Annotated in this window: 22 protein-coding genes; 14 read left to right on the forward strand and 8 right to left on the reverse strand. The window is 39.0% G+C overall.

Annotated elements, in window-relative coordinates:
- Window positions 1-474: 474 nt before the first annotated feature.
- From PYV58_RS18175 to PYV58_RS18195, 5 genes are all read left to right on the forward strand, one after another.
- Window positions 475-3,150, forward strand: coding sequence for a TonB-dependent receptor (locus tag PYV58_RS18175; RefSeq protein WP_205622313.1), 2,676 nt, complete (start codon window positions 475-477; stop codon window positions 3,148-3,150).
- Window positions 3,151-3,301: 151 nt separating this feature from the next.
- The gene (locus PYV58_RS18180) at window positions 3,302-3,997 is read left to right on the forward strand and encodes an energy transducer TonB (RefSeq protein ID WP_034610081.1); all 696 of its coding nucleotides are present in this window, start codon (window positions 3,302-3,304) and stop codon (window positions 3,995-3,997) included.
- A 26-nt stretch (window positions 3,998-4,023) separates the two neighbouring features.
- Window positions 4,024-4,890, forward strand: coding sequence for a MotA/TolQ/ExbB proton channel family protein (locus tag PYV58_RS18185; protein ID WP_034610079.1), 867 nt, complete (start codon window positions 4,024-4,026; stop codon window positions 4,888-4,890).
- 14 nt (window positions 4,891-4,904) lie between these two features.
- Window positions 4,905-5,330 (forward strand): biopolymer transporter ExbD, encoded by a 426-nt coding sequence (locus tag PYV58_RS18190; RefSeq protein WP_034610077.1) that lies wholly within the window; start codon window positions 4,905-4,907, stop codon window positions 5,328-5,330.
- 19 nt (window positions 5,331-5,349) lie between these two features.
- Complete coding sequence (locus PYV58_RS18195; protein ID WP_034610075.1) at window positions 5,350-5,766, forward strand: biopolymer transporter ExbD; 417 nt, start codon at window positions 5,350-5,352, stop codon at window positions 5,764-5,766.
- A gap of 185 nt (window positions 5,767-5,951) precedes the next feature.
- Here PYV58_RS18195 and PYV58_RS18200 read toward each other — a convergent pair whose 3' ends face one another.
- Window positions 5,952-7,454, reverse strand: a complete 1,503-nt coding sequence (locus PYV58_RS18200) for a CoA-acylating methylmalonate-semialdehyde dehydrogenase (protein WP_004722906.1) — start codon at window positions 7,452-7,454, stop codon at window positions 5,952-5,954.
- Between the two features lie 189 nt (window positions 7,455-7,643).
- The gene (locus tag PYV58_RS18205; protein ID WP_034610073.1) at window positions 7,644-8,984 is read right to left on the reverse strand and encodes an MFS transporter; all 1,341 of its coding nucleotides are present in this window, start codon (window positions 8,982-8,984) and stop codon (window positions 7,644-7,646) included.
- A gap of 474 nt (window positions 8,985-9,458) precedes the next feature.
- On the opposite strand from PYV58_RS18205, the gene PYV58_RS18210 reads away from it, so the two are divergent.
- Window positions 9,459-10,010: a LuxR C-terminal-related transcriptional regulator gene (locus tag PYV58_RS18210; RefSeq protein ID WP_004722910.1), complete on the forward strand. Its 552-nt coding sequence runs from the start codon at window positions 9,459-9,461 to the stop codon at window positions 10,008-10,010.
- A gap of 60 nt (window positions 10,011-10,070) precedes the next feature.
- Here PYV58_RS18210 and PYV58_RS18215 read toward each other — a convergent pair whose 3' ends face one another.
- From PYV58_RS18215 to PYV58_RS18230, 4 genes are all read right to left on the reverse strand, one after another.
- Window positions 10,071-10,415, reverse strand: a complete 345-nt coding sequence (locus PYV58_RS18215) for a zinc ribbon domain-containing protein YjdM (protein WP_034610071.1) — start codon at window positions 10,413-10,415, stop codon at window positions 10,071-10,073.
- Window positions 10,416-10,527: 112 nt separating this feature from the next.
- A complete protein-coding gene (locus PYV58_RS18220) occupies window positions 10,528-10,881 on the reverse strand; it encodes a DUF488 family protein (RefSeq protein ID WP_034610068.1) in 354 nt (117 codons plus the stop codon).
- 246 nt (window positions 10,882-11,127) lie between these two features.
- Window positions 11,128-11,574 carry an SRPBCC family protein gene (locus tag PYV58_RS18225; protein ID WP_004722915.1) on the reverse strand — a complete coding sequence of 149 codons (447 nt, stop codon included), beginning with the start codon at window positions 11,572-11,574 and terminating at the stop codon, window positions 11,128-11,130.
- A gap of 148 nt (window positions 11,575-11,722) precedes the next feature.
- Window positions 11,723-12,091 (reverse strand): ribonuclease E inhibitor RraB, encoded by a 369-nt coding sequence (locus tag PYV58_RS18230; RefSeq protein WP_004722917.1) that lies wholly within the window; start codon window positions 12,089-12,091, stop codon window positions 11,723-11,725.
- 211 nt (window positions 12,092-12,302) lie between these two features.
- Here PYV58_RS18230 and PYV58_RS18235 point away from each other — a divergent pair, with 211 nt between their 5' ends.
- Complete coding sequence (locus PYV58_RS18235; protein ID WP_227504202.1) at window positions 12,303-13,061, forward strand: ribosomal protein L7/L12; 759 nt, start codon at window positions 12,303-12,305, stop codon at window positions 13,059-13,061.
- 141 nt (window positions 13,062-13,202) lie between these two features.
- Window positions 13,203-13,784, forward strand: a complete 582-nt coding sequence (locus PYV58_RS18240; RefSeq protein WP_034610064.1) for a hypothetical protein — start codon at window positions 13,203-13,205, stop codon at window positions 13,782-13,784.
- A 16-nt stretch (window positions 13,785-13,800) separates the two neighbouring features.
- Here PYV58_RS18240 and PYV58_RS18245 read toward each other — a convergent pair whose 3' ends face one another.
- A complete protein-coding gene (locus PYV58_RS18245) occupies window positions 13,801-14,811 on the reverse strand; it encodes a metallophosphoesterase (protein WP_034610062.1) in 1,011 nt (336 codons plus the stop codon).
- Window positions 14,812-14,973: 162 nt separating this feature from the next.
- On the opposite strand from PYV58_RS18245, the gene PYV58_RS18250 reads away from it, so the two are divergent.
- Window positions 14,974-16,602 carry a phospholipase D family protein gene (locus tag PYV58_RS18250; RefSeq protein WP_034610061.1) on the forward strand — a complete coding sequence of 543 codons (1,629 nt, stop codon included), beginning with the start codon at window positions 14,974-14,976 and terminating at the stop codon, window positions 16,600-16,602.
- A gap of 624 nt (window positions 16,603-17,226) precedes the next feature.
- Here PYV58_RS18250 and PYV58_RS18255 read toward each other — a convergent pair.
- Window positions 17,227-18,039, reverse strand: a complete 813-nt coding sequence (locus PYV58_RS18255) for a lysophospholipid acyltransferase family protein (RefSeq protein ID WP_034610060.1) — start codon at window positions 18,037-18,039, stop codon at window positions 17,227-17,229.
- Between the two features lie 349 nt (window positions 18,040-18,388).
- On the opposite strand from PYV58_RS18255, the gene hflX reads away from it, so the two are divergent.
- The 5 genes from hflX (at window position 18,389) to PYV58_RS18280 (ending at window position 21,850) form a co-directional block, all read left to right on the forward strand.
- Window positions 18,389-19,720 (forward strand): ribosome rescue GTPase HflX, encoded by a 1,332-nt coding sequence (gene hflX, locus PYV58_RS18260; protein ID WP_034610059.1) that lies wholly within the window; start codon window positions 18,389-18,391, stop codon window positions 19,718-19,720.
- Between the two features lie 43 nt (window positions 19,721-19,763).
- On the forward strand, window positions 19,764-20,135 hold the full coding sequence (locus tag PYV58_RS18265) for a hypothetical protein (RefSeq protein WP_034610058.1): 372 nt from the start codon (window positions 19,764-19,766) through the stop codon (window positions 20,133-20,135).
- Window positions 20,136-20,144: 9 nt separating this feature from the next.
- Window positions 20,145-20,813, forward strand: coding sequence for an LrgB family protein (locus tag PYV58_RS18270; protein ID WP_004722933.1), 669 nt, complete (start codon window positions 20,145-20,147; stop codon window positions 20,811-20,813).
- Between the two features lie 94 nt (window positions 20,814-20,907).
- Entirely contained in the window at window positions 20,908-21,351 is a 444-nt protein-coding gene (locus PYV58_RS18275) for a DUF2147 domain-containing protein (RefSeq protein ID WP_004819221.1), read from the forward strand.
- Window positions 21,352-21,403: 52 nt separating this feature from the next.
- Window positions 21,404-21,850, forward strand: coding sequence for a DUF2147 domain-containing protein (locus PYV58_RS18280; RefSeq protein ID WP_034610057.1), 447 nt, complete (start codon window positions 21,404-21,406; stop codon window positions 21,848-21,850).
- Window positions 21,851-21,903 lie beyond the last annotated feature (53 nt).

Raw genomic sequence — 21,903 nt, forward strand, 5'->3', positions numbered from 1 at the left:
GCCAATCTAAATATTAAATTCAGATATCATTTATCAGAACTACTCATAATGCACAATTTAAGTACACACACGTTCCAAAATTGATCACTTATTTTATCAAACACTATAAATATTCATTTAATCTTTTGATTTAAAATAATTAATAGCAAAAATAAAGCCATAATTAATAGTTATACCACTCATTAAATATAGTTAAACTCTTTAATTAACAACCAAATATAAAGAAAAACTAAAGTCTATTGAGTATTTTTTAATCACATCTTCATATTGTATTAACATTAATCAGGGCGACTTCCAAACTTATTTTTCTACTATCAAGTCACGGATGAATAAGGAGATTAAACACTAGTCACGTAAATTCTTATCATTTTTTTGTATATTTTTAAAACATATAATTAGATAGTTGGCACTTGAATTGCTAGAAAGCAATGCAGCAATATCGCTAAGTACAAAAAAAAATGGATGTCTGAAAATATGAAAGTAAACAAAAATGTTTGCACTTTGGGATCGCCAACGATGGGGAAAACGTTACTAAAATTAAGTACGCTTAGTCTAAGTATGATGTGCCTATCGCTAGCGCATGCAGCAGAAACTGAAGAAACAACACAGCCAATAAAAGTAGCCAAAGTCACCGTTACAGGGTCTTCAATTAAAGGGGTTGCAGCTCAAAGTGCTTCCCCCATTACGATTATTAAAGGTGAAGATCTAGCCAAACAAGGGGTAACCACTGTCGAAGAAGCACTGACCAAAGTCAGTTCCAACCAAGCTGGTTTTTCTACCTCTCAAAATGTGGGTGCAAGTAATACCGAGGGTTCATCAGCCAATTTACGTGGATTAGGCACAGATAAAACTTTGGTCTTATTGAATGGTCGTCGTCTGGCTTATAGCCCGTTTAGTACATCAACCACCAACCTCAATATTATTCCAATGGCAATGGTTGAACGTATCGAAGTTCTCCGTGACGGTGCATCTGCGGTTTATGGCGCCGATGCAATTGGTGGTGTCATCAATTTTATAACTAAAAAATCTTTTGAAGGTCTCAACATCAGTGTGGGGGCAACTCAACCCGAAGCCAGTGGTGGTGATAAACAAGATATTTCCATCTTTGGGGGTTATGGCAATCTGGATGAACAGGGCTTTAATGTTTATGGTGTAGTCGATTATCGTAGAACCAACAATATCATGGCAAAAGACCGCAAGATCAGTCGCCGTGGTGGTGTAATTCCTGAGCTCGGCCTAGATGCCAGCTCAGCAAATGCCTTCCCAGCAAATATTTTTGATCCCAAAAACAATATTTTGGCAAATCCATATGGCAATACAAATTGTAATAACACACCAAATGTCGCTGCCGATGGTGGGTTATGTTATCTCAATACCCAAGCACTGATTGGGATTACCCCAGAAGTTGAAACAATTTCAGCACTTGGCCGCGGAACCTTTAAACTTTCAGATAAATTTAATCTGATTGGAGAATATATCTTCTCGCGTAACGAAGTTACCACTTCGATTGCGCCTGATGTATATAGCCGTTCAGTCACCTTACCCTCGACAAGTCAATACTATCCTGGCAAAGGCATTGTTCCTGCAGTGACTGGACTCAGCGATGGAGATTTACAACTCTATCTGCGTTCACAAGGTGGTAACCGTTCAGGCAAAACAACCAATGACTCACATCGTGCATTTGCAGGAATTGAGGGTGAAGCTTATGGTTGGGATATCAATGCAGGTTTAACCTATGCAAAAAGTGAAGCAACCGATAGCTTTAATGCGGGTTACCTCAATCAAAGTAAAGTTCAAGCTGCTTTAAATGACGGTTCACTCAATCCATTTGGCCCTTCCGCTGATGCTAATATTTGGAAATCTTTTGAAGTCAATGGAGATACCAATAAAGCCAGCTTAGACTCAACCTCTTTTGATGTCACTGTATCTCGTCCAATCTATACACTACCCGCGGGTGAGGTTGGATTTGCCTTAGGTGGTAGTTTTACCAAACAAAATTGGGATCAAAAAATTAATGCTGAGATCGTCAGACAAGTACCTGGTAGCGGTATAGACCCAGATAAACCTGTGAGTAAGGGTGATCGAGATATCTCTGCGGTATTCACTGAATTACATATCCCGATTTTAGCCAATTTAGAAGCGCAGCTTGCAGCACGTTATGATGACTATAGTGATTTTGGCGATACCTTCAATCCAAAAGTTGCTTTACGTTGGGAACCGTTAAAGCAATTAATGTTCCGTACCTCATACAGCACAGGTTTCCGTGCACCTAGCTTATATGACATCAACTCACCTCAAAGCCAGACCTTTACAGGTTCAAAATACAATGACCCTGTGCTCTGCCCCGGTGGTGCTGCAACTTCACCTCAATACCAAACTGAATGTAATGTTCAATTTAAACGTATGCAAGGTGGAAATCCCGACTTAAAAGCTGAAGAGTCAACATCTTATACTGCTGGACTTGTGTTTGAGCCAATCAAAAATCTGGTATTTACAGCAGATTACTACAACATCAAAGTAGACAATCTGATTGATACGATTACCGATTCAATTATTTTTGCTGACCCAAGTAAATATTCAAGTTTATTTGTCCGAGATGCAGATGGACGAATCAAATATGTGAGTACCACTTTGATCAATATGGGTGGGATTAAAACTCAAGGGGTTGATTTAAGTTTGAACTATCTTACGCCTGTGACTAAAACAGGGCGTTTTGGTTTTGGTATTGATGGGACCTATGTCATTAAATATGACAAACAAGAAGAGAAAGGCGGTGAATGGATCAGTCGTGCAGGTAGCTATTATAACCAACAAGTCTATTCCCGCTGGAAACATGTTGCCAATGTCAATTGGAGTTACGACAACTGGAAAATGATCTTTGAACAACAGTTTAGTCGTGGTTATAAAGACTCAAATTCTATTGGTGAAGCCAAATATGATAACCATCGAGTTAGCGACTACATCCTGTATAACATTGCGGGCACTTATAGTGGATTCAAGAACTTAGAACTCACTGGTGGGATCAAAAATATCTTTGACCAAGATCCGCCTGCGTCCAATGTGACTGATAACTTCCAATACGGTTATGACTCTAGTTATGCAGACCCAACTGGTCGCGCATATTACGTCAGAGCAACTTATAAATTCTAATTGGGCATTTCGCAAACATTGTCTAGGCCTAATCAAGTCATGGTGTTTGCGAAATTGATTCATTCACTTAGCCAAACAAAAGAATTGAACAGAATTTTTTTATCGTCTCTCTTTTACTATTTATTGTTTGTCTCTCATTTCAGGAGTAGCAATGGGCAAGAATTTTTCAGAATTAGAAAATAATTCTTCCAAACGCCTGATCGGGATTGGAGCAGTCATCTTACTGCATCTAATCATTCTCTATGGCTTGATTACGGGCTTATCCAAAACAGTTGAAAAACCAGCGGATGAACCTGTTGAATTACTGATTATTCAGGACAAAAAACCTGAACCAGAAAAACCAAAACCCATTGAAAAGCCACCAGAACTGCCAAAGTTGGTGGAGAAAGTGTTGAAAACACCAGAGCCAAAGCCGACTGAAAAATCAATGGAAAAACCTACAGCAACACCAAAGCAGACGGCTAAACCTACACCAACGCCAAAAACCTCAGAAAGTCCTGAGCCGACACCGACGCCAAAGCCAGAAACGACAGCAAAAACTGAACCTGCAAAACCCAAACCAGCAGGTGAAACTCGCGGTGTATCGAGTGGAGAAGCGGGTTGTAAAGAACCCGGGTACACGCGTGAAGCCTTACAAAATGAAGAGCAAGGTGAAGTTCTTATTTCGGTATTTGTGGGTAGTGATGGAAAAGTTAAAGAGGCCAAAGTTAAAAAATCGAGTGGGAGTAAAAGCTTAGATAAAGCAGCTGCGAAAGCTTATAGCTTATGTACGTTTAAACCTGCGTTAAAGAATGGTGAACCTCAAGATTCTTGGTATGACATACCTTATGAATTTGTATTGCAGTAATCAATTAAATAAAAATTTGGAGATAAATGATGAATAAAACGCTGAAATCTGTACGACTATTTGCTTCTGTTGGAATTTTAACTGCAAGCACCCTGCTGCCTGTATCTAGTGTATTTGCAGAAGAAACCACTGCAACGCCTGCGACTGTAACGACAACCAATACAGCAACCAGTGAAATGCATACACCACCACCTAAACCTGCAACAACACAAACTGTTCACAACCCTTACGGTTTAGAAGCACTATGGCGCGAAGGTGATATTGTGGCTAAATCAACCTTATTTATCTTGGTCCTGATGTCGATTGGAACGTGGTACATCATGGTGACCAAGTTTATTCAGCAGGCAAAAATTAAGCGTCAAGGTAAAGAAGTTGAAGCCAAATTTTGGGATGCTGCATCAATTGACGGCGCTGCGGGAACACTAGGCGAAGCAAGTGCTTATCGTTTTATTGCTGAAAAAGGCATTAACTCAACCAAAAAACATGGCGGAAACCTACTTGAGCGTATCGACTTTAATACTTGGGTCACAATGTCGATTCAACGTGCAATTGATAAAATTCAAAGTCATTTAAGTGGTGGTTTAGCATTTCTTGCAACCGTCGGTTCTACCGCACCATTCGTTGGTTTGTTTGGTACAGTTTGGGGAATCTATCATGCACTTACTGCAATTGGTATTTCGGGTCAGGCCTCTATTGATAAAGTTGCTGGACCAGTCGGTGAAGCACTGATCATGACCGCAATCGGTCTTGCTGTAGCCGTGCCTGCGGTACTTGGTTATAACTGGCTCACCCGCCGTAATAAAGCAGTATTGGATAATGTACGTACTTTTGGTTCTGACTTACATACTGTTCTACTCAGTGGCGAGATCAAAAACAGTAGTGATGCGAAATAAATGAGGTATCTATTATGAGCATGACAGTCAATTCAGGCAGTGACGAAGATGATGTAATTTCTGCGATTAACACCACACCTTTGGTGGATATTATGCTGGTTCTGCTGATTATATTTTTAATCACCGTCCCCGTTGCCATTCACACGGTTCCAGTCAAGTTGCCTGAGGAAAAAAATACACCGTATGTCACCAAGCCGATTAATGTACAAATCGCGGTCAATAAAGCGGGGGATATTTTTTGGAACGAAAAGTATATCGCAGATAAAAATACACTGATCAATCGTTTACAGGCTGAGGCAGCAAAACGCCCACAGCCAGAGGTACATATTCGTGGTGATCAAGTGACAAAATTTGAAGCGATTGATGAAGTCATTAGTGCTACTAAGCAAGCAGGTATCGGCAAAATCGCGTTTGTCACGACACCTGTTGCCGCACCATAATCGAAAAAAGGAACAGTTTATGGGTATGAATGTAGGTGCCAATAAAGACGATGATGATGTAATGTTAGATGTCAATATGACACCACTTATTGATGTGATGTTGGTGTTGTTGATTATGTTTATTATCACCATTCCAATTCCAAATAATGCGATCAATATTGACTTGCCCAATGGCGCACCACCACCGACCGATGAGAAGCCACCTGAGCCAGTCACCTTACGTATTGACCCTCAAGGTAAAATCTTTTGGAATGATCAAGCTGTTGAAAATAAACAAGCGCTAGAAGTTTTATTTGCGGGTGTTGCACAGAAATCAGATCAAGATCCGATTAAAGTGCAACCCGATAAACTGACTGAATATAAGGATGTGGCAATGGTGATGGCAGCCGCACAACGATTAAATGTTAAAAAAATCGGAATTGCAGCAAGCCAATAATATTTAATGGATGAACAAAGCTGCACAGTGCAATCGACTTGCAGCTTTGAGTTCTTGATCTATGCAATGTTTCGGGACGGTTTATTCATAGCGCAACATTATAAAGAACACAACACTCAATATCTAACTTTCACTCACGTCAAAACCAGCCAATATCTGCTGGCTGATCATCGACATGGAATCAATTAGGTGATTTTAAATGCCAAAGAAATGGCTTGATCTTGTTGTTCAGGATCAGGCCATTTTTGTGAAACAGATTTTAACTTGGTATAGAAACGAGCGGCATCTGGACCATATAAATGCGACTCACCAAATTTTGAACGTCGCAAACCACCAAAGTTAAAATAACTCACTGGGAGTGGTACAGGCACATTAACACCAATCATGCCCGACTCAACCTCCATAAAGAAGCGGTGTGCTGACTTTCCATCACGGGTAAAAATCACCGAACCATTGCCATATTCATGGCTATTGGTCACAGCAATTGCCTCATCTAAACTATTGACGCGTAAAATTCCTCGCGCTGGACCAAAAACTTCTTGTTGATAAAAATCCATATCCATAGAGAGATAATCAAATAAAGTCGGACCAATATAATAGCCGTTGGCATACTCTGGATGTTTAAAATCACGACCATCCACCACCAACTCAGCACCATCTGCAATACATTGATCAATTGCCTTTAAAACAGATTGTTGCGATTGCGCACTAATCACCGCACCAAAATCTGCAGTCGGATCATTGTATGCGCCAACTTTCAATGCTTTGATTTTTTCTACGATACGTTGGCGTAAGTGATCTGCCGTTTCAGCACCTACGGGAATCAGCAGTGATACCGCCATACAACGCTGGCTGGCTGAACCAAACCCCGCTGAAACAAAGGCATTTGCAGCTGCTTCAAGATCGGCATCAGGCATCACCACCATGTGATTTTTCCCGCCAGTAAATGCTGCAACACGTTTGTTATGTGAGGTGCCTTTTTGGTAAACATATTCACCAATCTGGGTAGAGCCCACAAAGCTCACAGCCGCGATTTCAGGATGTTCAAGTAATGCATCGACTGCTGTTTTATCCCCCTGTACAACATTAAATACATCGTCTGGGAGACCGGCTTCTTTCCATAACTCTGCAAAAAATAATGCAGCCGAAGGCACTTTTTCAGACGGTTTCCAAACTATTGAATTCCCCACAGAAACAGCCATGGCCATCATGACAGCAGGAATCATGATGGGAAAATTAAACGGGGTAATGCAACCCACCACACCCACAGGAACCCGTACAGAAAACACATCGATGTCGCCTGCAACATTACGTGCATATTCACCCTTTGTAATCTGCGGTGCATTACAGGCAAATTCAATTCCTTCAATCGCACGGCCAATTTCACCGATTGCATCGGCAATGGTTTTGCCATGTTCACGACCAATGATTTCTGCCAATTCAGCTGTTTTGGCAATCATTAATTCACGTAATTTAAACAGAACTTGCAAGCGTGTAGCATGTGAAGCTTTTGCCCATTTTTTTGCATTTGCTGATGTCGCAGCTTTTACCGCAGTATCAATCACGGTTGCATCGCCATAAGCACAACGCGCAATTTCTTCACCTGTAGAGGGATTAAATACTGGGCCTGAATGTTGAGTTTCTGTGATATGACGGCCTGAAATATAATGTCCGATCAAAGTATTCATCCTGATTTTCCTTCACGTTGCGACTGAAACTAAATTTAAAATGCTACTGAAGTCGGTCTTTCCATGACCGCTTTGGCGAGAAAACCCCATATTCCCAAGACCGATAAAGGAAATATTCATATTCATTCCTGAAAATTAAGCGTGGTAAATTGAATGATTGATTGCAATGCTTTGAATCACTGCTTTGCATTAAACAGACAATTTGCTTTTCACTGATTTACGCTGTCTCGCGGGGCTAAGATCATCACGCTTCATAAAGAAGCTACAGAAGATTGCGAAAATCGCCATACTCATGATGTAGGTAATAATCAAATGAGGACTACCATTACCAATACTTAGGAGTTTGGTGGCGATCAATGGTGCGAGTCCACCGCCTAATACACCTGCGAATTGAACTGAAATCGAGATGCCACTGTAGCGAATTTCGGCAGGAAACTGTCGAGCAAATAACTGAGACTGTGGCGCATACATGATTGGAAACACCACGCCGATTGCTAAAACAATTGCGGTCCATACCAAGACTGGGTCCTTGGTATCCAACATGCTAAAGAACGGATAGCAATACAATGCAAGGACCACTAGACCAAACATAAACATATTCCGCTGCCCAACTTTGTCGGATAGATGTCCACATAATGGCGTCATCACCATGATTAAGCCTGCACCACAAATCGTTGCAAACAAAATGTCTTGGCGAGGAATACCCAACTTGGTTGTGGTGTAGGCTAAGGCAAAAGTAGAGGCAATATAGAACCATGCATTTTCAGCAGCACGGGCAAAGATAATCGTGAGTAATTCGCGCGGATGATTTTTAAAGACCTGCATTGCTGGAACTTTAACTTCTTGTGCTTGTTGTTTTACTTTTTCAAAATCTGGTGACTCAGGCACTTTGACACGGATATACCAACCCACACCTAATAATAAAATGCTGGCAAGGAAAGGCAGACGCCAGCCCCAACTAAATAGACTTGCTTCGGGTAAAAGTGAAACCAAACCTAATGCGATCGAGGCCAACATTAAACCACCACCAGCACTTGCTTGAGGCAAACTTCCCCAAAAGCCTTTACCGCCTTCAGGAGCATGCTCCACAGCCATCAACACGGCACCACCCCACTCGCCGCCCATTGCCATACCTTGAACAAAACGCAAAATTACCAGAAAAAAAGTCGCCCAATATCCAATACTTTCATAGGTTGGCAATAGACCAATTAAAACGGTAGGAATCCCCATCATAATCAATGTGGTTAGCAGCATGGTTTTTCGACCAATTTTGTCCCCAAAATGACCAAAAATAATGCCTCCCAACGGACGTCCAATAAAGCCAACGGCGTATGTGGCAAATGCAGCCAAGACACCGGTTAATGGATCAAGATTGGGGAAAAACAGTTTATTGAAAATTAATGCTGCGGCTGCACCGTAAATAAAAAAGTCGTACCACTCGATTGTCGTTCCAACCATGCTGGAGATACCCGCCAGACGGTGTGAAGACTTTTTCGGTTGTTGAGGACCTGATCCTTGTATATGCTCCATCGCTACCTCGCCCAATTCTTAGTATTGTCATCCATTCATCACCTTAGAGATAATCCATCCTGATTATATTTATTAAGGTGATCTAATTCTTTTTACACAAATAACTTAAAATAAGAAGCTAAGATTAATATTGATTTATCCTGATAAAAAATTCTAAATAACCTGAGTGCTTCTCATCATCAATGTGAATCAATTGCTTTTTTCAGTCAACACCCTTAATTACTTAAGTAGTTTTTAAAATAAAATAAATAAATTAAATACAATAACTTATAAAAAAACCTACCAATATAGACTAAAGTTAAATATAAAAAATGTGATCCATTACAAACTATTCAAAACACTAAATTTATATGCATAACAACACAAAAATAATCTATTTAGTTTTCATCATATTATAAAAAATCAACGGTCGAATACTTGTTATTTCTCGCTATCGCGTTATATTCATTATTATACTAAGTAAGGATGCTTATTATGAACTATAATAAAATCGCATTTGATTTTAGCCCTGCACCGATTGTTGTATTAAGTTATCGACACATGATGGAAATGAATGCTGCATTTGCCAATCTATTTGGCTATGAGCGTGGCGAATTAATTGAGCAATCTATAGTCAAAATTTTTCCTAGCCTTGAGGATTATGAAAAGGTCGGGAATGATGCATTGCAAAGCTTATTGTTAAAAAAAAGCCATTATTATTCTGATCAGCGCTTTATGCAGCACAAAAATGGCGAAATCTTTTGGACACATACCCATGGGCAAACCTTAACACCTGAAGACCCCTTTAAATTGATGGTCTGGCATTTTGAACGTAAAGATCAGGTGTTGTCTTCTAAGCAAAAATTGACCAAACGTGAATCAGAAATTACCCAATTGATTGTCAATGGATTTACCTGTAAAGAAATTGCACGAAAATTAGAGCTGTCGCATCGGACCATAGAAGTGCATAAAGCAAATTTAATGAAAAAGTTGGGCGTTCGCTCCAAAGCAGAACTGACCTCAAAAATTATTATTCGAGAAAAATGATATAGACAAAAAAAATGATCACAGTTGAATTGCTGTGATCATTGATGAACCTCAAAAAAATTAAGCTTTTTTCACAAATTCTGACTTTAACTTCATGGGACCAATACCATCAATTTTACAATCAATATCATGCCCATCATTACTGTCTACCAGTAAACGAATACTTTTGACTTTGGTTCCTACCTTAACCACTGCAGAAGAACCTTTAATTTTTAAGTCTTTAATCACTGTCACTGAATCGCCATCTGCCAAGATATTGCCAACAGCATCTTTAATCGTCACGCTGTCATCTGCTGTTACTTGCTCGCCATCTTTCCATTCATAACTACATTCTGGGCAAATCAATAAATCGCTATCTTGATAGGTATATTCTGAATTACATTTTGGACAATGTGGCAAAGACATAATAAGCTCAACTTCGGTTCAAATCACAATCATAGCATTTTAAGATTTTTCATCAACTTAAAAACCATAATAAATATAAGGAATAATTTAAAATCAACCGTGATCATTAAAACTAGGCTTTATGATTTAACACATCCAGCAAAACACTGACATGATTTCGCCCTTGATTTTTGGCCGCCGTTAATAAGGTTATAGGACCTTGTGCTATAAGTTTCCGCAGCTCTTCTAATTGTACTGTAACCTGTGATAATTCAACGCGATAACGTTGTTGAAACTCATCCCAACGGTTTTCGCTATCCTCGTGATACCATTTTCTGAGTTCATTGGACGGGGTAATTTCTTTCGGCCATAAGTCAATCTTAGCATCATCTTTTTTAACACCACGTGGCCACAAGCGATCAACCAGAATTCGTTGACCATCTGTTTCTGAAACCGCATCATAAATTCGTTTGCTATAAATCGTCATTGTTATTCCGAACCGAAGTTATTCTAAAATTATTCCAAATGATGAGAAATATAGTTGTGCAAAGTGACAATGGGGTCATAAAAACATCTTGTCCCCATCACAGCTTAGCCTGCAAACAAAGGCGAGGCTTGGTGCTTACTCAGGCAATCAATGATTGAATTGTATTGCCTGTTTAATGGATGTTAGATGAATGATATAAATACCAAAGAGATCTATAGCGATAGTTTATAGGTCACTCACGCGAGTTTATTGATCTGGAATTGTTGGATTGACCAAGAGACCAAGTAATTGCAAAGACTCTTGCCATCCCAAATAACAAGCCTCAACAGGAATCACTTTCGGGATACCTGACTGGGTAATATTGACTTCCGTTCCAACAAGCACACCTTTTATTTCAATAATTACTTCAATTTCGCCAGCGAGCTCAGGATTATCAAATCGATCAAAATATCGTATGCGTTGGTTGGGAATCAGCTCCGCATAAGTTCCACCAAATGAATGGATTGTACCTGTAGAGAAATTGGTAAATGACATTCGATAAGAACCACCAACCGTAGCATCCATTTGATGAAGTTTTGCTGTAAAACCATGCGGAGGCATCCACTTTACAATTGCATCTGGGTCTAAGAAAGCTTTATAGACTCGCTCTGGTGGTGCACTAAAAACGCGATGCAACTTTACCGTATTACTCATACTCATATCCTTGACTATTATTGTTGTTGAAAAGCAAGTTTAGCGCTGTACAAAGCTTTCATTTGTATGGTTTGAGTAGTCTGAAACTTAAAAAAAAGCATATCAACAAGGATATGCTTTTAAAACAATATGCGTCATCTAAAGACCGTTATTCTTCATCGTCTTCATCATCAAATATATAGGTTGTACATCCCCAACCATCATATTCACCTTCAAACTGCTCAGCAATTTTACTAAACCATTGCTCTAAATCAACAACATCTTCGTAGTCTGGAATCAGATGAACATAAACTGTAATCACCCATTCATTGGGTTGCACTTCTTCATCCAAATACAGTGAAATTTTTTGCTCTTCGTGTAAAAGATAGATTGCACATTTTTCAGCGAGTTCTTGTGTTTTAAAATACACAGAAAACTCGATTTCATGTACCTCTTCTAAATCATCACCATCTTCGTGCATTTGCCAAAGTAGATTACCGTTATCATCTTCTGGGAATTTTTCAAAATCACGAGTCATGGCCAAGCCCTCTTTTAAGGTTATAAATATTATGACTTTTACAATAGCAAAGTTTTATGACAGTTTTAAAATATTGCTTATTCGCACACAAATTACTACTTTTATTTGGCATCAATTTGTAATAAAAATTGAATTAATTCTATGATTAATAAAAATTCATATCTATTGTTGATCTATATTCATTGATGATTAAACCAATAATGAAAGGTGCATGATGCCAAACTTTAACCCACAACAACGACAAGAAATTCTGTTACTGATTCAACAAGGTCGTAAAGTTGAAGCAGTTAAATGGGTCAAAGACCATTCAGATTTAGGCTTGAAAGAAGCCAAGGATTATGTAGAAAATCTGACAGAAAACGCATACAACTTCGCATTTGCAGATACAGCTCAAAGTGATAGTTCCCGTGATATACACTTGCAAATTCCTCAACAAGACATTCTTGCCCTGATCCAACAAAATCGTAAAATTGAAGCGATTAAACTGGTCATGGAACATTCAAACCTTGGGCTAAAAGATGCCAAAGACTTTGTAGAACAGCTCACTGAAAATCCTAATTTGGCAATCAATCAGTTTCAGTTCGATGATGATTTTTATGACAGTCAGCATCCTCGCTATAAAGCAATTCAGTCGAATTTTGAAACTGGTGAAATCTATGTGTTATATCAAGATCATCAAAAAGTGTTGATTGATGAACATCATCCTGACTGGGATGAAATTATGCGTCATTTTTCGCAAGGTGAAACATATGATTCGGCTGCTGCCTACATTGCTGCAATGAAAGCCAAAGCACATGATAGTGCTGTCAATTCGACACATAATGTTCAGTCAATTCCCCGCCCATCCAGCGTGACAACGCAACCTGTCGGTATTGAAGATCAAACCAAGAAAAAAGGCTTACCTATTGTTATGCTTGTTGTGATTGCGATTGTTGCTGTGATTGCCTATCAATTTTTTATCAAGCAATGAGATGCAACACCGCGATAAAATTTAAGATGGCAATAAGATTGAATATGCAATGCAAGATGACGAATAAAGTTTAAAACAGTTAAAAGAAAGCCATTCAACTAAACGCTATTGTTCTCATCATTTAAATTATTCGAGGTGCATATGTACCAATTGAATCAAACACAATTACAAGCATTGCTTGATCTGCTTGAACACCATCAAACAGAACAAGCAGAACAATTCCTTATTGCACAACTTCAACTAGATCCAACCGCAGCAAAAAATTTAGTCCGCATCCTATACGAATCATCAGATGCGCTTCAGGCTTTTAAAGCAAACCCTCAAATTTTATCGGGCGAAATGCCGAATATAAAAAATGAAAGCAAATCTTTTGAATTCAACTTTTCATCTAGTACGGTGAAAATGACCAATCAGGATGGTAAGACCATTGAAATCAATGATCAACATCCCGACTGGCAAGAGATCAAAAAACAATTCCAAATCGATTTGACTCAACCAGATGCTTTATCCAAATTTGCCGAAAACTTTATGCAAGGAGAGACGCAAAATACCTCATCACAAGCAAAGTCTTCATCTTATGATTCAACAAGCCCTACTCACGCTTCGGTTCAAACCTCAGGGGTGGAAGACTTGAGTCATCAGAATAAGTCCAGCAGCATGCTGTTATTGATTGGGTTTCTTGTTTTGATTGGGATTGCAGCCTTTTACTATTTTAAAACATGATTGATCAGTATGAAATTTAACTCAGCTCAATAATATCAATGGTTGGTGGTACTCTAAACCGAAAAGGCACACCTACCATACCAGTACCGACACTGACAAATACATCGGCATTTTCATGCTGATACAAGCCTCGTTTATGACCGAGAATAGAAACTTTTTTCATTACATAACTGGTCAACCACGGCAATTCAACTTGCCCACCATGAGTATGTCCAGACAGCATCAACGGACGTGTAGGCAACTGTGGCACCATATCTACCGTATCGGGGTTATGTGACAAAATTAACCACGGTTTGTCTTGAGGTAAATCGGGCATATAACGCATATCCGCCTTGCCTGCCCATAAGTCCCCGACACCGATTAAGCGAAAATCATCAAATTCAACAATTTTACCTTCAATATCCATGACGTTATTGGCCTCTAAGGCACTGGCCAATAAGGCTTGAATCGGTGGTCCTGGATACTGCTCATCATGATTACCATTTACTGAATAAACCGGAGCTTCGATCTGTTTTAAAATCGCCAGTTCTTCAACCAATTTATTTTCAGGTTCATAGGTCCAATCCCCTGCAACCACGACAAAATCGGGTTGAGCCAAATTAATTTTTTTGACAATTGTTTTAAGCTGACGCTCATGTCCAGAAAACAGACCAATGTGTAAATCTGCAAGCAACGCAACTTTAATCGGTTGAGTAAAGGTTTTCTCCTGCCCCAACGAATATTGTATATGCTGAACATGAACTCGATGTGGTTCAATAAATCGTGCATAAATCAACAACGCACTGAGTAAGAAAATAAAAATACTTTCATGTAATGAGAATTTTCCGATATATCCTGCATAAATGCTAAAAAATAACAACGGAATTAATAAATAAGACAGGTAGAATGCCAGTAAATGGACGAAGGACTTAAAAGGATGGATCGTTTCAGTTCTAGATTGACTTAACCAGGCTTGGCTTACTCCCCATACCGCAAGCACAATGAAGCAGAGATAAAAAATTGATGTAACAGTTAGGGTTGGAAACATATTCAATCTCGCAAGTCGCGTGTACTTGTCATCTCTTTATTTATCTTTTGAAAAGGCTACATTGGCATTTCATAAATGGATTGCATTTCGGCAAACATCGACGAATTGTCAATATATCCTCAGGCAATTATACTCTAGCTCTGAGAAATCTTAGAAAATATTATGCAAAGAACGATCAATCGTAATACCCAATTACAGCAAAAAGCTCACAATCACCATGCTTCAAAATATTGGGTGATGATCGGTTCTTGCCTATTACTCAGCCTTTCTGCCTGCTCAACCCTACCTCGACAAGAAAATATTAAACCCGAATATGCCTACGATATAGAAACCAAAGACACCCCTTTGGCGCAAATTATTTCTCCATTAAAAGCGCAAAACCCTGAGTTAACCGGTTATCACGTTCTTTATGATCCGCTGGAAGCAATCGCAGCACGCATCAATTTGATTGAAAAAGCACAAAAAACGTTAGATTTGCAATATTACATTTGGGACAATGACAAAATTGGCTCATTGGCTTTATACAAAATTATTGAAGCCGCAGATCGCGGTGTTAAAGTTCGTTTACTGATTGATGATAATAATGCCAAACAAATGGAAGGGGTTTATCTCGCCTTAGATCAACACCCAAACATTGAAGTAAAACTATTTAACCCTTACCGTTTTAGAAGTATTCGCCCCATCGACATGGTGCTGGATTTAAAACGTATCAATCGTCGCATGCATAACAAAACCTTTACTGCTGACAATCAAATTTCATTAATTGGCGGACGTAATATGAGTAATCAATATTATAACGTTAGTGACAATTACCAATTTTCAGATGTAGATGTGATGTTGGTGGGGCAAGCGGTAGATGATATTACCCACTCCTTTGATGAATACTGGAATCATAGCTACGCTTATCCGGTGAGAAATATTGTCAATCACAGTACCTACACCTTACGTTATGACAGTCTAAAAGAACAATTGACCCACCATTACCAAGAAATTACCGTTCAAAATTATTTGAATTTAAGTAATCGCACCCATGCTTTTGATCAATGGCTCAATCATAATATTCAACTGGATTGGGTCAAAGCAGAAGTGGTCAAAGATGCCCCAGATAAAATTCAGGCCAAGGCCAAAAAAGAACAACATCTCAACTTCCAAATGGTGAAACGCTTAGATATCCCGACTCAAAATGTCGACCTGATTTCTGCTTATTTTGTTCCGCAAAAAAAAGGCGCAAAGAAACTGGTTGAGTTGGCAGATGAGGGCGTTAAAGTACGTGTCCTGACCAACTCATTTAAAGCCAATGATGTCGCGTTGGTACATGCATTTTATGCAAAATATCGAGATAATTTATTAAAAAATGGGGTCGAGCTTTATGAGTTTCTGCCTGCCGTTTCTGAAGAGAATCTCTATGCCAATTCAGAAGAAATCTCAAAGAAAGCCAAAGTTAGCTTAAAAGGCTTAAGCCGTTCTAGCTTGCATGCCAAACTGATGGCTGTAGATAATAAACAAGTGTTTATTGGCTCATTTAATTTCGACCCACGTTCAGCTAACTTAAATACTGAGATTGGGGTCATTATCAACAGTCCACCGTTGGCGATTGCCGTACATAAAACTATGGATGATAATTTAAAAAAATATGCTTATAAGCTGGTTTTAGATTCACAGAATAAAATCAATTGGCTCAAAGAAACGCCTCAAGGCATTGTCACTTTAAGAAAAGAGCCAAAAATGAAGTGGTGGCAAAAAGCAGGAATTAAGGTGATTTCTTGGTTACCGATTGAGGGCTTTATGTAATCCTGAATAGTTTCACATATATGGTATAAGCACTGAATAAGCAAAGTAAGACCATTCATGAAAATTTGCATAATACATGGTGTTTTCACTGCCTTATATTTTGAGAAAAGTTTAGATCGATTTGCGTAGGCGATGCTCTACTTTTCTCGGGCAATGCCAAAACTTGCGCTGCAAACAAAGCCGTGCTTTGTTTTTGCTCATGTTGGTCAAAGGGGATATCCTTATCGCCCTTGACCAACGGCGGCATCCATGCCGCCAAACGCGATAGCGATGTCAGGTAAAATCGGCTGATGGAAAAAGCAAAAACCATTTTATTTATGTCAAGTTAATAATATTGATCGGTATAATATCTAAAAAACGTTGAGCATGAGTGAGGCAATATCGTTGAGAAAAAATAATGCCTTCACTGTATTTTTGAATCTGGAATCAGGCGTCCTAACTTTTTCTTTTTCGAACAATCCTCGTTATGACTATGCTCCAGTGACAAATATTCTGCCTGCTGAGTAAAGATCATGATCATCTATTCTGATAAAAAATAAAGACGTTTTATAAACCTACACACTCTCGCAGACAGCTTCCCTTGGCCTATTCAAAACAGTCAGAGACATCATTTTGAATAGATCGTTAATCTGTTAGGACTTCTTTCTGTAGATCTTCCAAACCTTTTTGCATCATCACTTGCACTTGTTGCGTCAGGCTTTCAACCGTATGCCCTTCTGTTGCAATCGCAGGAAAGGTTTTGAGATGCGCCACAACCTTTGGCATTTCCAGCACAGCTTGGACATGTTCGACAAATGTGGTTTCGCCAATAAAAGGCACTACGGTATCTAATTGCCCATGTTGATTTACATAGCAAATCACACATACTTGTACGGGTTTCTTGGCTTCGATTGCCGCACCTAAGATCCGACCATGTACTTTTTTGACTTTTGAACCATCAGTGGTGGTTGCTTCAGGGAAAAACAACACTGGAATATCTTTAGTTAAGAACTCAGCGATTTGCTCTCGGATACGCACCGAATCCCCTGAACCACGTTTAATAAATAAGGTTCCACCACCTTTAGCCAAATTGCCAAAAACTGGCCATTTTTCAATTTCAGCTTTCGCTAAAAAGAATACCCGTGCCCCTGAACCTAAAACAGCGATATCCAACCATGAAATATGATTACTCACCCACAATGCTGGTTCACGCGGAATATCGCCATGTACACGCACGTCGACATTAAATACTTCACTTAAACGGCGACAAAAATACTGAACATAACGGGTATTTTTAGGATTATTCGGATCTTTATAGAGTTGATGGCGGTAAACCAGATAAAAGCCTTCTGCAACAGCAGATGTTCCTGATACCAGTTTTTTACTGTACAAAAAGACTTTAGATAAAGCACTTAATTTCGATGATTTTGACTTTTTGATTGCTTGTTGTTGAGTCATAGATATTCACTAAACAAAATGTATGTCATATTAAACTGACACTATTGTATACATATCTAAATCAACTTGCATTCATCATTAAAGACAACAACATTGATTTACTGTGCGAAATGAATAGCCAAATCAGCTCAACGCTAAATTGTGGCAAAAATTACGCGCCATCAAGCAGCTATGGATTTTTACTAAATTTTAACTCCCCCGTTAACATAACAGGAAAATCCAAATTAAGATTTCACAATAAATTCATATATTTATAATTTTATTGCAATACTTTGCATACAGCTTAGGATTTAACACAGAATATCCTTTAGAATGATTTTTCTAGTCTAATGTCTGAGTTTTACAATCTGTGGAATACTTTGATCAAAATCAAGGTGGTGAAAAAACCATTTTAGTCAGTGTGAATGTTCAAATCTTAGAAGATCTTGATGCAGAAGAATTTCGATTACTGGCTAAATCTGCGGGCGCGGATATATTAGAGCATTTAAGCGTACAACGGATTAAACCCGATCCTAAATTCTTTATTGGTTCAGGTAAAGCAGAAGAAATTGCTGCACAAGTTGAGGCAGATGAAGTGGAGTTGGTTATTTTCGACCAAGCACTGTCACCCGCTCAGGAACGTAATTTAGAACGTATTTTAAAATGTCGTGTGATTGACCGTACGGGTTTGATTCTGGATATTTTTGCGCAGCGTGCCCGTACCCATGAAGGTAAGCTGCAAGTTGAATTGGCTCAGTTAGATCATCTTTCTTCACGTTTAGTCCGCAGCCGTAGCAATTTGGACAGTCAAAAAGGCGGTATTGGTCTACGTGGACCTGGTGAAACCTTACTTGAAACAGATCGACGTCTATTACGCATCCGTATGGAACAGCTCAAAGATCGTCTGGAAAAAGTCCGAAAAACACGTATTCAAGGCCGTGCTGCTCGCCAAAAAGCCAATATTCCAACTGTGTCTTTGGTCGGTTATACCAATGCAGGCAAATCAACACTTTTTAATATTTTGGCAAATAGTGATGTTTATGCAGCAGATCAATTATTTGCCACACTCGATCCAACCTTACGCCGTTTAGATTGGGATGGTATTGGTACGCTTGTTCTTGCAGACACTGTTGGTTTTGTGCGCAATCTCGCTCATTCTTTAGTCGAATCCTTTAAGGCAACTTTGGAAGAAACTTTAGAAGCCACTTTACTGTTACATATCATCGATTCGAGTAGTCCAGATGTTATGGAACAGATTGATGCCGTAGAAACGGTGTTAAATGAAATTGGCGCAGATGTTCCAATATTAAGAGTCTATAACAAGATCGATCAAAGCGGAGAAGAAGCCAAAATCGTTTATGCCAAACCGCACCAACCTGAGCGTGTTTATGTTTCAGCCCATACACAACAAGGCTTAGACTTGTTACGTAAAGCGGTACATGAATGTTTGATGGGCCAAATTCAACGTTTTGAACTACAATTAAAACCCGCTTATGGCAAGTTAAAAAATCAACTTTACGATCTTAATGTCATCGAATCTGAACATTATGATGATGAAGGCAACTTACAATTGGTGGTTGCCATGGCACCACAAAAACTGGAACAGCTCATCAATCAGGCACATTTACCGCTCGTTGAAATCCTTGGCAATAAGGCAGAACAATTTAAAAGGCCGTTAGAAGAGTTTGAAATAAAGCGCTAAATCGGTTAAAACGTGAAAGATCAATTTTTATAAATAAACACACATGGATCAGTTAAAAGGTATCGATTGGCAAGCATGGATCTTCACAATAGGACTTATCATCTTCTTTCGTGAAGCTTCTGTGTTGGTGATGTCACAATTTAATCATCCTGAATTGGGCAATTTAACAGGTCTACTCAGCCTACTGTTTGTGTTGGTTTTATGGCGTAGATTCAAAAAAATCCCTGCCCGTCTGGTCGATACCAATAATAAATTAATGAGAGAAAGTGGCTTTGCTTTCCTACCGATATGTGCGGGTTCTTTAATCATGCTGGTCAGTATGGGAAAAGAGATCCCCTTATTTCTGGTTGTGATGTTTGTCAGCACACTGATTCCACTCTGGATTTATGCAAAAATGGCGAAGAAGTGGCTATAGGAGGCTGATATGTTAAGTGTACTCACTGGGTTTTTAATCACGCTAATTGCCTATTTGGCAGCGAAACCAATTAATAAACGCTTTCCTCAAATTCCGCTTCTGGTCATTGGCATGTTTTTTGTGATTGGAATTTTAATGATCTTTAAAATTCCTTATGAAAAATACAATACAGATATGAATGGTCTATTTAGCCACCTACTCGGTTATGTCACTGTGGCATTGGCTATTCCATTAGCCGCAATGCGTTATGATGATTTACCACTGAAATCTGTTGTAGGGATCTTGGTGTTTGCCAGTATCAGCGCTGTTGCATTACCCATGAGTTTGGCTTATTTACTGCATATGTCAGAACCGACCATCATGGCCTTTGCCACACGTGCTGTGACTACGCCAATTGCAATCAATATTGCAACTTTATTGCACTCACCAGTCACATTGGTGATTTTGATCGTCATTTTATCAGGCGTGATTGGGGCCGCATTTTCATCGATTATTTTACGCAATATTAATGATGAACGCGCGTCTGGCTTGGCTTTAGGACTGGCTGCACATGCCATCGGAACGGCCCAAGCTTGGCAACGTGGCGCGGTTGCAGGTCGTTATGCAGCCTTTGGAATGGCAGTAAATGCGGTGTTCACAGCTATCTGGTTGCCAACATTTATACTTTTTATAAAATAAATGTGATTTAGTTTACTTTTCACATGATTGCCTAGAGTAATTATTCAGCTTAAGATGAACTATTCTTTCCCCCATTTTGATAAGGAATCAATAAATGAGGTTTAATAAGTTCATCTTAGGGACATTATTTTCTGTTTTAAGCTGTAGCAGTATGGCAAAAGATATCACTGGTACTTGGAAAAATATCGATGATAAAACTGGCTCATCTAAAGCTGTGCTTGAAATACGCAAAGAAGCCAATGGCACATATACCGGTAAAATCATCAAAATTACCCCACGTCCTGGTTATACTCCAAAAGAAACCTGTATAGACTGTCCAGCACCTTATACCAATAAGCCCATTTTAGGTATGGATGTTCTTAAAAATCTCAAACAAACCAGTGAAGAAGATTATGTTGGTGGAAAAATTATTGACCCACTTACAGGTAAAATTTATTCCATGAAAGCCAAACTCAACTCAAACGGTAATCGCTTAATGTTAAGAGGTTATGTGGGAGTGTCTGCACTTGGTCGTAGTCAAACTTGGATTCGTGAATAAGTTTTTATTCACTGATCACAACATTTAAACTTAAAAGAAAATAGGTATGCTTATGAAAAAAGGAATTTTCAGTTGTATGCTACTGGGAATGATCAGCTGGACACATGCAGCTGACATCACTGGCACATGGCGCACTGTTGATGATAAAACAGGTTATGTTCGTGCACATATTCAAATCGAGAAACTAAAAGATGATACTTATGTCGGTAAAATCATTAAAGATTTTCCTGCACCCGGCGAAACTGCTTTAACACAATGTCGCAATTGCCCCGCACCCTTTACCAATAAACCCATTATTGGCTTAACTATTTTACAAAAGTTAAAAGCTGATCCAAACAACCCAAACAGCTATATTGGTGGTGAAGTTCTGGATCCTCGCGGAGGAAAAATTTATCATGGCAAAGCCCGCTTAAATGCAAGTGGAAACCGCCTGACCTTACGTGGCTATCTTGGTATTTCGTTGATTGGTCGAAGTCAGACATGGATTCGACAAGAATAATTTGCTTTTTAATTGATAGATAAATTCGCCATTTAAAAGATTAAAATCATTGA

It is taken from the genome of Acinetobacter sp. TAC-1, assembly GCF_029025845.1.
In the GTDB taxonomy this organism is placed as follows: Bacteria; Pseudomonadota; Gammaproteobacteria; order Pseudomonadales; family Moraxellaceae; genus Acinetobacter; species Acinetobacter guillouiae.

What these genes read in the sequence shown, in the direction of transcription:
- PYV58_RS18175 (WP_205622313.1), top strand. Translation starts at nt 475, where the DNA reads ATGAAAGTAAACAAAAATGTTTGCACTTTGGGATCGCCAACGATGGGG.
- PYV58_RS18180 (WP_034610081.1), top strand. Translation starts at nt 3,302, where the DNA reads ATGGGCAAGAATTTTTCAGAATTAGAAAATAATTCTTCCAAACGCCTG.
- PYV58_RS18185 (WP_034610079.1), top strand. Translation starts at nt 4,024, where the DNA reads ATGATGAATAAAACGCTGAAATCTGTACGACTATTTGCTTCTGTTGGA.
- PYV58_RS18190 (WP_034610077.1), top strand. Translation starts at nt 4,905, where the DNA reads ATGAGCATGACAGTCAATTCAGGCAGTGACGAAGATGATGTAATTTCT.
- PYV58_RS18195 (WP_034610075.1), top strand. Translation starts at nt 5,350, where the DNA reads ATGGGTATGAATGTAGGTGCCAATAAAGACGATGATGATGTAATGTTA.
- PYV58_RS18200 (WP_004722906.1), bottom strand. Translation starts at nt 7,454, where the DNA reads ATGAATACTTTGATCGGACATTATATTTCAGGCCGTCATATCACAGAA.
- PYV58_RS18205 (WP_034610073.1), bottom strand. Translation starts at nt 8,984, where the DNA reads ATGGAGCATATACAAGGATCAGGTCCTCAACAACCGAAAAAGTCTTCA.
- PYV58_RS18210 (WP_004722910.1), top strand. Translation starts at nt 9,459, where the DNA reads ATGAACTATAATAAAATCGCATTTGATTTTAGCCCTGCACCGATTGTT.
- PYV58_RS18215 (WP_034610071.1), bottom strand. Translation starts at nt 10,415, where the DNA reads ATGTCTTTGCCACATTGTCCAAAATGTAATTCAGAATATACCTATCAA.
- PYV58_RS18220 (WP_034610068.1), bottom strand. Translation starts at nt 10,881, where the DNA reads ATGACGATTTATAGCAAACGAATTTATGATGCGGTTTCAGAAACAGAT.
- PYV58_RS18225 (WP_004722915.1), bottom strand. Translation starts at nt 11,574, where the DNA reads ATGAGTAATACGGTAAAGTTGCATCGCGTTTTTAGTGCACCACCAGAG.
- PYV58_RS18230 (WP_004722917.1), bottom strand. Translation starts at nt 12,091, where the DNA reads ATGACTCGTGATTTTGAAAAATTCCCAGAAGATGATAACGGTAATCTA.
- PYV58_RS18235 (WP_227504202.1), top strand. Translation starts at nt 12,303, where the DNA reads ATGATGCCAAACTTTAACCCACAACAACGACAAGAAATTCTGTTACTG.
- PYV58_RS18240 (WP_034610064.1), top strand. Translation starts at nt 13,203, where the DNA reads ATGTACCAATTGAATCAAACACAATTACAAGCATTGCTTGATCTGCTT.
- PYV58_RS18245 (WP_034610062.1), bottom strand. Translation starts at nt 14,811, where the DNA reads ATGTTTCCAACCCTAACTGTTACATCAATTTTTTATCTCTGCTTCATT.
- PYV58_RS18250 (WP_034610061.1), top strand. Translation starts at nt 14,974, where the DNA reads ATGCAAAGAACGATCAATCGTAATACCCAATTACAGCAAAAAGCTCAC.
- PYV58_RS18255 (WP_034610060.1), bottom strand. Translation starts at nt 18,039, where the DNA reads ATGACTCAACAACAAGCAATCAAAAAGTCAAAATCATCGAAATTAAGT.
- PYV58_RS18265 (WP_034610058.1), top strand. Translation starts at nt 19,764, where the DNA reads ATGGATCAGTTAAAAGGTATCGATTGGCAAGCATGGATCTTCACAATA.
- PYV58_RS18270 (WP_004722933.1), top strand. Translation starts at nt 20,145, where the DNA reads ATGTTAAGTGTACTCACTGGGTTTTTAATCACGCTAATTGCCTATTTG.
- PYV58_RS18275 (WP_004819221.1), top strand. Translation starts at nt 20,908, where the DNA reads ATGAGGTTTAATAAGTTCATCTTAGGGACATTATTTTCTGTTTTAAGC.
- PYV58_RS18280 (WP_034610057.1), top strand. Translation starts at nt 21,404, where the DNA reads ATGAAAAAAGGAATTTTCAGTTGTATGCTACTGGGAATGATCAGCTGG.